The sequence below is a fragment of the Ignavibacteria bacterium genome (genome assembly GCA_041649015.1).
Taxonomy (GTDB): domain Bacteria; phylum Bacteroidota; class Ignavibacteria; order Tepidaquicellales; family Tepidaquicellaceae; genus CAIKZJ01.
Window position 1 is genome coordinate 168,233 of sequence record JBAZNU010000007.1, and the last position, 11,832, is coordinate 180,064.

Genomic DNA, 11,832 nt, shown 5'->3' on the forward strand with positions numbered 1-11,832 from the left:
ATAATTTAGGGTGTAAAACTTATTTGACTATAATAACAAAAAAGGCAGACGGTTAATCCGTCTGCCTTTTATATATAACTTTATAACTTTATTATTTGACCAACAGCATGCGTTTTACGTCCGAAAAATCATTTGCCTGAATGCGATAGAAATAAACACCGCTTGAGAATTCAGATGCATTAAAATCAACAGTATAGTTACCTGCCGATTTAACATCATTTACAAGTATTCTTACCTCTCTGCCGAGTACGTCATAAATCTTCAATGTGACAAGTCCCTGCTTTGGAATTGCAAAGTTTATCTTTGTTGAAGGATTAAACGGATTAGGATAATTCTGGCTCAATGAGTAAACGTTAGGTACGTTTGCACCTGATGGATTTACCCCAACAGCTGTGTTAATAACAAGACATACATTCGGTCGATTAGCCGCAGTAGATGTAGCAGTAAGGTTACAACCTGTTGAGTTGTCTACGTGATTGTGAACTACCGTACCAGTCTGAGAAGTTCCAGCCACTGTTGTATTCGATGACCAAGTTGTATTATTAAAACAGACCTCAACGAGAAGATTTCCCGTTCCGTTATAATAATAAGGTGTTGTTAAGGTTATGTACTGTAATCCTGTTCCTGCAGGTGAGTATGAAGAGGAAGTATATACTTCTGTCCATCCTGTCGTGGTCCATGAAGATATTGTGGATGAAGCAATAGTCTGCATCTTTACAGAGAATCCGTTCATTGCAGGGGAACCGACTGTTAATATAGTGAATCCAATCTTGTTGATGAATCCCGCTGCACCACCTCCTGCTATAATTTCTGAGGACTTGTAAAGCATCTGTGTTCTTGAGTCTTCGTAAAGCGTATAGAACGGATAGCTTGTAGATGATGTGCCCGTTCCTATACAAGCAGTGGCCTGAGCAATTATTTTAAACGTCCTGAGTGTAGTGGAATCTGTATTATGAGCAAGCGAATTATCTCTAGCAAATACACGGTAGAAAATTGAGTCATTAACGTTAACATCTGAATTGGCTGAATTGAATTGAGCAGCGAAATTATTCTCTCCGGTATTAAGAAGTTTAAACATTTTTATTCCGGTTACTGTACTATTTTTATACCATTTCACCCATACAGAGTCGAGTCCTATATTATCCGTTACTACTGCGGTTACTGTTGCAGGCCAGGTTGTTTTTGGAACATCTGCAATCGTTGTATGAGTTATGATGGGTTTTGATGTATCGGGTGATGCTGTAAATACGTTAAGTACAGCAGGAGCACCGGGAGGATTAGTTCCGACTCTGTCAGTGCTGTCGATTGCCTTAATGAAATACCTGTAAACAGCTGCTGTACCGTTTCCCGGAATTGAGGCGGACCAGTTATTTCCTGTGCCTTTTGTCATAACAACGCTGTCTGTGATATTAGTGTTGTTTCTTGACCAGAGAAGTTTTGCAGTAGAAACACCGGAAAGAACTGAAGTTACTTCTGAATTTATTAAACACGGACCCGTAAGGTTTTCAGTATTCGGCAGAGGCGTATGTGAGATCATCGGTCCTAAAGATTGGAATGCTGCATAAACATCAATAACACCTTTACCGTAATCGTTATTTTCAACTCCGCCAACGGGAAGCTGAACTGCCGTATTATAAAGAGCTTCGAGAATCTGTTTTCCGGTTAAGTTAGGTGCAACTTCTCTTAAAAGAGCAACAGCACCCACAATGTGCGGACATGCCATAGATGTACCTGACATAGTTGTATAACCACCGCCTCTTACTGAAGATCTTACATTCTCACCCGGAGCACAAACTTCGGGTTTTATTAATAATGAACCTGTTCCGCCGCATACTGAAGGTCCTCTTGAAGAGTATGAAGAAATTGGATAAGGAAACGACGAATTTCCATTTATACTTCCAACTGTGAAAGCATTTACTGAATTTGTGTTTATATTTTTTGGCTTTGTAATACTCGTTCCGCTCGGACCGCTGTTTCCGCAAGAGAAAACAACAGCAATACCTGCTGCTTCAAGAGCATCAAGAGTTGTTTTATAAATTCCTGAACATTCATTTGATACGTCCGGATCATACCATGAATTTCCTATAGCATCCGGCATGTCGCTGGTTGTACTTGCATTACTGTCTGGATTCATTGCCCACTGAAATGCTGCAATAGAATTGCTTGTGTGCGGTGATGAACAAATTGTTCTTGCTGCTATCCATTGTGCGTTAGGTGCAACTCCAACCGTATCACCTGCTGCCGAACGTCCGCACATAATACCCATTGTATGTGTTCCATGATCATCGCAATCTGTTGGAGTTGTAGTACTTCCATTCTTATCAAACCATGCTCTCCACCAGGGCTGACCGTTATTTCCACGCCATCTGGCTGAAAGAGCAGGATGAGTACCCTCAACACCAGTATCAATATTCATGACGAGTCTTCCAAGCCCAGTAATTCCAATTTCCCACAACTTATTTGCTTTAATAACTTTTAGTCCAATCTCTGATGCTTCTGTTCCTTCCGGTGCATCACTTCTGCTAACAGGTTTATCGTAATCTAATAATCCGTCCAAATCAATTTGATCAACATCTGCTCTTCTAGTTAAGTCCAATATAGTTTCGGCGTTGGCGTCAACAAGAATCATATTAGTTATCCAGAATGCTTCATAGCTTCTTACCTTTCCTGCCATTTTCTTACTTTCAAGTGCAGACAGAATTGGACCTTGAGTTGTACGAGCTTTTTCCATTAAAGCTTCAATTATAGTCTTTGCACGGTATTGTGCATTAGCTTTTTGTGAATAAAGCTGTGCATCAAGAGCTTCTATATTAACCCTGTCTTTAAGAAGAATAAGAACGGGGGTGTACTCCATCGGGCTCATCGATGAAAGTTTCTGTTTAAGTCTTGTGCTAACTTCTGCAAACTGTGCATAGGATGCTGAGTATGCTATAAGCAATAAGACGATTAAAAATAATTTTTTCATTACGGTGTTATTTAATTATTTATAGAGGTTTTGTTTACTTTCTGATATTAAAGATACAAAATTCATGTAAAAGATAAAACTATTTAAGGATGTATAGAAATTGAAGAATAATATATAGGGATCAATTAAAGCCTAAATACCCAATTTTTTGAGAGAATCAAGCAATCGTTTTGAATCTTTATATTCAAGTAAATTAGATTCCATGTTTTCAAAAATATTTTTTGCCTCTGTCGGCTTGTTTGTCATAAGTTTTAGTTTAGCATACATGTAATTAGCATTAGGATTCTTGGAATCAATTTCCAGAGCATTTCTGAGTTTTACTTCTGCTGTGTCATATTTCCCCCTAATCATATTGATAATACCAAGGTTTATATGAGCATTAATCATATATTGATTTATTTCTAAAGCATCGATGTATAGCTTTTCGGCTTTATCTATCTGATTTGACCTTGTATATAAACCTGCTATATTTATCATTGATGCAGGGCTGCTATCGCCTTCTGCTGACATCCATAATGTTTCATTCGTTTTCCATACCTGATTTCGTTGAATTGTTAGAATTCCAAAGAATACAATTATTATCAATAAAATCCATGTATATGTCTTTATATTTTTAATATTTGAATTTGTTGAAATAAAGTATGCAATAGCGATGCATAACGGGAAAGTAAGCATATATAAATATCTTTCAGCCATAATATTTGCAGTAGGTATAATATTTATGACAGGCAGCAATCCTATAAAAAATACTAAAATAGAATATGAATAGTAAACTTTGTTTTTTATTAAGTAAAATGATAATGTTATTGCGGTAATTATAAATAATATCGAAAGAAAACTGTTTAAATCAAGAAGTGTGTTTGAATATGAAATTACGCCATTATAGTTGTAGACCAGGCCTATAGGAAAAAACATCAGTTTGAAGTATACCGGGATGGTTTTTACCATGGTCGCAATGATAACAATCGAATCTTTGCCGTAGAACCAGTCAGACACAAGCTTTTTTTCAATCCCTTGTATTGCAAAGTGTCTGATAATCAAATATAATATTGTTACTCCGAAAAGATAAATGTAATTTTTATATACCACTTTGATTTTTTCCTTTGAAATGAGCAAATCAAAAAGCAGGAATATAAGAGGCAAAGTTATAATCATTTCTTTAGATAAAAGTCCAAGAAAATAAAACAACAAACAATAAATAAAATATTTTTCTGAAACAGGTTTTTGTTGTTGTGATTGCTTTTTATCCTTTCCTTTTTCCTTTTGAAATTTTGGGAGTGAAAAACCACGCAATATTAAAAAACAGTAAAAAGAAATAAAAAGGAACATGGTTGCTAAAACGTCTGTTCTTGAACTGATAAATGATACCGCTTCTGTATGAACGGGGTGCACCGCAAAAATTAATGATGACAGTAATGAAGCAAGAATTCCGTTTTCATATTTTCCAAAGAACATTAATAGAATAAGAAATAAAAACATCGTTGAAACAGCATGGAAAATAATATTCATGAAATGATATCCTCCGGGTTTGAGTCCGAACAAGGTGTGGTCAACGGCAAATGATGTCATTATAAGCGGTCTGTATAAAGGCCCGAATGCGTAACGGTATTCGCCCTGATTGGTAAAATAACCCGGAATATTCTGTAAGCGAAGATTATCTGCATTCTTGACGATTATAGTCTCATCGTCATAAACGAAGTTATTATTTAATGTGTTGAAATAGACTATAAAAGAGGCAGCCGCTATTATGATTAAGGAAAGCTTTAGGGATATCTTCATGTTTAACTTTTGTTTTCTATCTCTGTTTATAAATTAAAAATAATTTAATTAAATAGTATTCTACATTCAATTCAAAGAAACTAATTAGTGTTCATGTTAATATTGGTCTATTGGGAATAAAAAACTCGACTTAATTTGTGCCTTAAGTTTATGAAGTATATCTTAAACAAAAACACTGATTTTATTTATCAGCAAAAATTACAAAGGCGGCCAAATGACCGCCTTCGTATAGAATAAATTTTGGCTTTTACAATGCCTGTTTGTCTGACATTATTTTATCAGCATCATTTTCTTGATATCGCTGAAACCATTCGATTCAAGCCTGTAAAAGTAAACACCACTTGCGAATTCAGAAGCATTGAAATCAACTGTATAGTTACCCGCTGATTTTACTTCGTTAATGAGTGTCCTGATTTCTCTTCCAAGTACATCATAAATCTTGAGAGATACGAATCCTTGTTTTGGAAGTGCAAAGTTTATCTTTGTTGCGGGGTTAAACGGATTAGGATAGTTCTGGCTTAATGAATAAACAGATGGGGTACTTGTTCCGACAGGATTCACTCCCGTTGCAGTATTAATTACCATGCATATGTTAGGACGCGTAGAAGCTGTTGATGTCGCTGTTAAATTACATCCAGCACTATTATCAACGTGGTTGTGAACTACTGTACCTGTTTGTGAAGTACCCGCTACGGTCGAGTTAGACGACCATGTTGAATTATCGAAGCAGATTTCTATTAATAGGTTACCTGTACCATTCCAGTAGTAAGGTGTTGCAAGTTCAATGTACTGCAAACCTGTTCCTGCCGGTGTGTAAGCGGAATTAGTGTAAACCGTTGACCATCCTGAATTTAGCCACGATGTTATCGTTGTTGCTGATATTGTCTGCATCTTTATCGTGAATCCGTTCATAGCAGGGGAACCGACGGTTAATACTGTGAAACCGATCTTATTTATAAATCCTGCTGCACCTGCACCTGCGACTATTTCAGATGCTTTGTAAAGTATCTGAGTTCTCGAGTCTTCATATAGAGTGTAGAAAGGAAAACTTGTTGATGTTGTACCCGTTCCAATGCAAGCAGTTGTTTGTGATATTATCTTGAATGAATTCAATGTAGTTGAATCTGTATTGTGCTGGCTTGAATTATCCCTCGCATAGACTCTGTAGAATATTGAGTCATGCACGCTGACATCGCCGGGTAAAGAATTAAATAGGGCACTAAAGCTTGAACCGCTTGTATTAAGCAGTTTGAATTGTTTAATTCCCGTGCTTGTGTTGTTCTTGTACCACTTTACCCAAACAGAATCTATTCCAATATTATCGGTTGCATTGGCAGAAACTGTAGGCGGCCATAATGTGAGCGGGACGTCCGTAAGTGATGTATGTGTTATAACAGGTTTCGTGATATCTGTAGCTGCGTTGAAAGAATAATAATTCAATGGAGCTCCTCCCGGTGATACTGAAGTTCTTCCCATCGAATCTATTGTCGAAATATAATATTTGTAAAGTGCTGCTGAACCGTTTCCCGGTATGTTTGCTGTCCAGTTAATACCTCCTGAATTGGTCATTGTTACACTGTCAAATGCTGTTGCTCTCGTCCAGAACAGCTTTGTCCTGCCGGTTACCAATCCTGAGTTAATCGTATTTATCGATGCATTTACTACATAAGGTCCTGTCATATTTTCTGTATTCGGCAGCGGGCTGTGTGAGATTGCAGGTCCGAGAGGAACACCTCTTGTCAACAAGAGTGAGCAATCGCCAAAAATGTTGTATTGTTCCATTAATTTCAAGCCTTCTCCTGTGCTGTGTCCCCATTTATCCATGGCATACATTACACCGAAAAATGACATTGCACCAGCTGTTTTTCTAAATTGACGTGACATGAGGTGATTTGCGTATAATTGCATATCACAAGGCGGTACCCAGCTTGCGTTTGTTGAGGATGCAAAAATGCCGACACAGCCTTTCGGATCAGAAGTATCTCCTGCTCTTAGAAGTGCTTCCGCTAAACATTCAGGAAGAGTGAATTTGCCATTTAAACAAGCAACATCAAACAAGTATGGCTGCTTCCATCCGTTTGCGAGTTGATATGCATTGGCAACTGCAAATCCCGTATTACTCCATGATGTTCCGGAACCATGTCCTATGTAATTTAAAACATATCTGCCGTCGTTTAGTACGTTTATCAAAGTCTGAGCAGTGGCTACGGGTCCGTTTACTTTATCAACATGCGTAAATCCACCTAACATTAACGTATCTCTTACCAAATTCATTCTTATTGAATCTGTATATGATGGTGAACCGCCGTTATCTGGTCCGCCTATACCGGTACCTTTATTGTACCATGCAGCACCGAAATTTATATCTCTTTCAAATTTAATTGCTTTTTGGATTACATAGTTTACCTTCTCAGTTCCCTGACAGGATATACGAGATATAAAAGCGTCAGGATAAGCATCAGTTCCCGCGAGTTTTACGTAGCATGGGTCTGATGCTGCAGATTCATACTGCCCGTTTAATGTGGGAATGTCTGTGCTTTCTCCAACCAATACAATGTAAGTAACAGAACCCGCAGAATTATACATATTCTGTATGTATGTTTTAATTGCTGTATTTCCTGAACCTGTTGCTGTAGGATATTCTGCTACAGTAACATTTAACCCGCGTGATTGTTTCCACTGAACGAATGGCTGAATTGTTGTCATATACGCTGTCGGACAGATAACAAGCATCTTACCCGGTTCAGGAATTGAATCAAACCTTGTTGAACCAAATCCGTAATTCATGAAAAGATCATGATATAAAACAGAAAATTCATTTGATACTTTATCAAGCGGTCTTAGTCGTAAAAAAGGATTTAATCCCTGTTTTGAATTGTCCGAAAAAACTTCAATAACAATTCTCTTTGTTATCATCATCTTGCCCTTCACAGGATTGTATTGCATAGGATTAAACTGGATCGTCAATCCTCTAAAATCCCTTACTATATAAGGATCATCAAGTGATATGATGTTTTCAGGAAAATATTTATCTGAAGAATAAACACTGCTGAAAGTATAAGGAACAGAATTAGGGTCAATATCTCTTGTGAAATGACCTTTTGAAGGCATGATTGGAAGCGTACTCACTTCTTCCGCGTCTCTTGAAAGAATCCTGTAATTCATTCCTGAATTATCAGGGATGAGTAAACTCTTTCTATATGTGAGAAGTTCAGGAGAACCCTTTTCCATGATTAACGCCATATCCGGCTGAGCTGTTAGATAAACGTAAGTTTTACCGTTAATTAAAATTTCTTTTTGATCGTAACCGTTGAATGTATATTCAATCTTAGTATATCCAAGTCTTGACTCGAGTATATTAACATTGATACCTTTTCCCGTACTGCCGTTAGAAATGGCATTTGCAAAAACAAACACCGGGAGAAAAAGAAACAGCAGCATGGCTGATACTGTGAGAAGATGTTTTTTCATTGTATAAAGTTAAAATTAATAAAACAATAATAAACAATTTAATAAAGATATTATTAAAATAGAAGATAGAAATATTTTAAAATAATTTACAAATAAAAAACCGGTCATTTTTTATTTCGGCTTTTTTCAATTGTCTCAAGTTCACACTATTAATTGAATACAATTCTTACTTAAGAATTCAGCATCCGATATTCAAAGTACAAATGAATAAAAAATCTGGCTGAGATAACGCCGAGAACACACTACCTTAAAGCTGCTTTATGGCTAAAAAAGGCTGAAGTAAGGCTAAAAAAGGCTGAAGTAAGGCTAAAAATGGCTGAAATATGGCTAAAAAAGGCTGAACATTGCTAAAAATGGCTGAAATTTAGCTAACCACCAATTAAATATAGCAGTTATGTGAAAGATAATTCAATTTCTATTCAATTTCTATTCAATTTCGGTTGAGATAGGTTCAATCTGAAACAAAGCTTTTATAAACACAGATTAAAATGAAACAAAATAAAAAGGCGGCTATTTCTAACCGCCTTAATAAATTTTTATCTGTCACAGTTCACTGCTTACAGTTTACTGCTCTTACTTTATAAGCATCATCTTCTTGATGTCTGTGAATCCTTCTGACTGTAATCTGTAGAAGTAAACACCGCTTGAGAATTCTGAAGCATTGAAATCAACCGTGTAAGTGCCTGCTGATTTAACTTCGTTTACGAGTGTTCTTACTTCTCTTCCAAGCACATCATAAATCTTCATTGTAACTAATCCTTGCTTTGGTATAGCAAAGTTAATCTTTGTTGAAGGATTAAATGGATTTGGATAGTTCTGGCTTAATGAGTAAACCTGCGGTACTGTTGAACCTACCGGGTTTACACCAACGCCTGTGTTAATAATAAGACATACATTAGGACGTGTTGCAGCAGTTGAAGTTGCTGTTAAGTTGCAGCCTGCACTATTGTCAACATGATTGTGTACAACCGTTCCCGTCTGTGTAGTTCCTGCAACGGTACTGTTTCCTGACCACGTATCATTATCGAAACATACTTCTATTAACAAGCTTCCTGTCCCATTCCAGAAGTATGGTGTTGCAAGGTCAATGTATTGAAGTCCCGTTCCCGGAGGGGTATAGCCTGTAGAAGTAAATACTTCTGTCCAACCGGTTGTCGTCCAGGTTGATATAGTTGTTTCGGTTATTGTCTGCATCTTAACTGAGAAGCTGCTCATTGCAGGTGAACCAACGGTTAAGATTGTGAATCCGAGCTTGTTGATAAATCCTGCACCACCGCCTGCTGCCGTAATTTCTGCAGCCGTGTACAGCATCTGTGTTCTTGAATCTTCGTAAAGAGTATAGAACGGATAGCTTGTTGATGTTGTACCGGTTCCTATACAAGCAGTTGCCTGTGCAATAATCGCGAACGATCTTAAAGTTGTGGAGTCTGTGTTGTGCTGATTTGAAGCATCCTTTGCAAACATCTTGTAGAATATTGAGTCGCCGGGCATTACATCAGAATTAACAGAATTAAATGCTGCTGAATAGTCGTCACCACTTGTATTAGTAAGCTTGAAGTGTTTTACACCTGTTCCGGTGTTATTTTTGTACCATCTTACCCAAACTGAGTCAATACCGAAAAGATCTGTGACCTGAGCGTTAACTGTTGCGGGCCAAACTGTTTTCGGAACATCATTAAGAGTTGTATGAGTGATAACCGGTTTGGTTGTATCCGTTGATGAAGCAATAAACATGTTAACCCCTGTAGAACCTGTTTTTCCATCTGTCTGTAATGCTCTGATTTGATACCTATAGGTTGAGTTTGTTCCATTTCCCGGAATACTGGCTGAGTAATTACTTCCTGAATTTGTCATTGCTATTGAGTCAGTGAGTAAAACATTATTTCTCGACCAAAAAACCTTTGCTGAAGAAATTGTAGAACCTTGTGCTGTTATATTTGCATTCACTAAATAAGGACCAGCAACGTTCTGCGTGTTTGGAAGCGGTGTGTGTACAATAATCGGACCTGCATCTGCTACTATTGATAAACAAGACGGTTGTCCTGAATATGTACCTATAATTGTTGATGCATCTCCCGTCGTGGTATCACAAATTCTGAGAATGTTCCCTGGACCTGCCGAAGCTAAATAAAGAGTACCGTCACTTAAATCAAATGCACCATCCTGTCCATAATTGGCAGCGTAATTTAAAGGACCGACTACAGTCGGTGCACCTGTTGTTTTGTCCCATTTAACAAGGTTATCATTTACTAGGTCGTTTGTAAAAAGTGTGCCGTTAGGTGCACAGTAAATTCCGATTGCACCGCCGCAAACAGTTGACGCTGTACCTATCGGAGTTCCAACACCGGTCGTTAAATTAATCGTTAAAATCTGTGATGATGTTAAGTCTGATGCAACACCATACATTGTGTTTGTAGTGTGATCCCATACTATACCAGTTAAACTTGCAAATGGTACACCTGTCACACTCGTAACGAGCGTCTGAGCGCCTGTTAAAGTATCAAGTGACCAAATCTGGAATGGTGATGCCTGATTACAAACATAAATTATACCTGTTGAGGTTCTTGCGGTTGCACCTATCCAACCTGGTGTCGTAAATGGTGAACCAATTGGTGTAACTGCAACACTACCCATGACTTGTTTATTCCATTGGTGGCTATTTGTCCCCGAAATGTAAACAAATCCGCGATTGTTAGCATTTAATAAATTATCATTAATTATGCTACTCGGCATATTCATGCTTTCCGGTGCTTTACCGAATGAATGATCTGTCTTTTGTGCATAACTGAATGAAGCTGTCATGAAAATTAAAACAGCTAAAACTAACGAGTAAATTTTTCTCAAAATTTTTTCCCTTCATTTTAAGTTTTATAAAAAAGTAATTCAAATTAGTACTTGAAGATATTGAAACCAATAAATTAGTTTATTCAATCTTAACTGAATTTAACCAAAAATGCAACACAAAATTTAATGCTTTTTTTGCTAAATTTAGTACACGACAAAAATAAGAGGAAGACAAAAAGATAGCTCCTTATGTTAAGTCATTAATTTATCAATAAGTTAACTAATAAAAGGAGTTAAGAATGAATTAAAATTATAATCAATTATTAAAAATATTTCAATTTCATTTTAAGTGGAATTCATCGCGGGTCTCATTTCTGACAAGTTTTGTTGTTAGTTTCTTATAATATTCGACAGTAAATTTTCGTAGAGTGGCCCTTCGAATGAATTCACAGAACAACTGATTCAAATTACAGGAAAGTGCAGAATTCCTTTCAGAAACATGGTTTACGACAACAAGATTACTCTCTGTTTTAGAAGTCTTTAATTTATTGTCGAGTGCTTAGTTTTAATAAACGATGGTTCGATTAGTCTGCAAATTTCACGTTGCCTTAAGTTTGTTTGCATTTACCACTTTGATTTATATGTTTTTGTAATTATTTACAGGCAATAAGTCAATTGGTTTTGCTGGTTACCCTATGCCTCTTTTTTCAATTATTAAGTCATGATAAGATTAATAATATTTGATGATTTCCTGTAAATAAAAAAGGCGCCGCTTTTCAGCAGCGCCATTGAAAATAGATGTTGATTATGATTATTTAACAAGCATCATCTTC

4 protein-coding genes are annotated in these 11,832 nt (G+C 36.8%); all 4 read right to left on the reverse strand.

The genetic code is table 11. The annotated features are described in order from the left end of the window. Positions 1-91: 91 nt before the first annotated feature. The 4 genes from WC644_11775 to WC644_11790 all read right to left on the reverse strand — a co-directional run bounded on the left by WC644_11775 (position 92) and on the right by WC644_11790 (position 11,059). Positions 92-2,965: a S8 family serine peptidase gene (locus WC644_11775; protein ID MFA5012615.1), complete on the reverse strand. Its 2,874-nt coding sequence runs from the start codon at positions 2,963-2,965 to the stop codon at positions 92-94. Positions 2,966-3,097: 132 nt separating this feature from the next. Then, entirely contained in the window at positions 3,098-4,744 is a 1,647-nt protein-coding gene (locus WC644_11780; GenBank protein MFA5012616.1) for a tetratricopeptide repeat protein, read from the reverse strand. 270 nt (positions 4,745-5,014) lie between these two features. Then, a complete protein-coding gene (locus WC644_11785; GenBank protein MFA5012617.1) occupies positions 5,015-8,215 on the reverse strand; it encodes a C25 family cysteine peptidase in 3,201 nt (1,066 codons plus the stop codon). A gap of 573 nt (positions 8,216-8,788) precedes the next feature. Then, entirely contained in the window at positions 8,789-11,059 is a 2,271-nt protein-coding gene (locus tag WC644_11790; GenBank protein MFA5012618.1) for a T9SS type A sorting domain-containing protein, read from the reverse strand. Positions 11,060-11,832 lie beyond the last annotated feature (773 nt).

Excerpts from the sequence above, each read along its gene's own strand:
- WC644_11775 (MFA5012615.1), bottom strand. The coding sequence starts at position 2,965 with ATGAAAAAATTATTTTTAATCGTCTTATTGCTTATAGCATACTCAGCA.
- WC644_11780 (MFA5012616.1), bottom strand. The coding sequence starts at position 4,744 with ATGAAGATATCCCTAAAGCTTTCCTTAATCATAATAGCGGCTGCCTCT.
- WC644_11785 (MFA5012617.1), bottom strand. The coding sequence starts at position 8,215 with ATGAAAAAACATCTTCTCACAGTATCAGCCATGCTGCTGTTTCTTTTT.